1 pseudogene is annotated in these 264 nt (G+C 55.7%); it reads left to right on the forward strand.

Annotated elements, in window-relative coordinates:
* Positions 1–2 precede the first annotated feature (2 nt).
* A pseudogene (locus ACTHS3_RS18045) lies at positions 3–264 on the forward strand (YadA-like family protein); the annotation flags it as partial.

Genomic DNA, 264 nt, shown 5'->3' on the forward strand with positions numbered 1-264 from the left:
GTTTGGTGTTGTCCCTTGTTTTTGCAAATGTTTGTGTTGCGGAAGGTATTGCGACAGGAACGATGCACAAAATCGGTTCTGCCGCATTGGGCAAAGAGTCGAAGGCGGGGGAGAATGCGACCGCGTTGGGCGACAAAGCGGCTGCGGCGGGTTATAAGTCTGTTGCTGCCGGCTATGATTCAAATGCTTCGGGTTTGAGCGCGTCGGCATTTGGCAGCGAGGCTAAGGCGGAAGCATTGCGGACGGTTGCCGTCGGTTTCAGGG

The organism is Neisseria sp. P0009.S007, assembly GCF_051962515.1.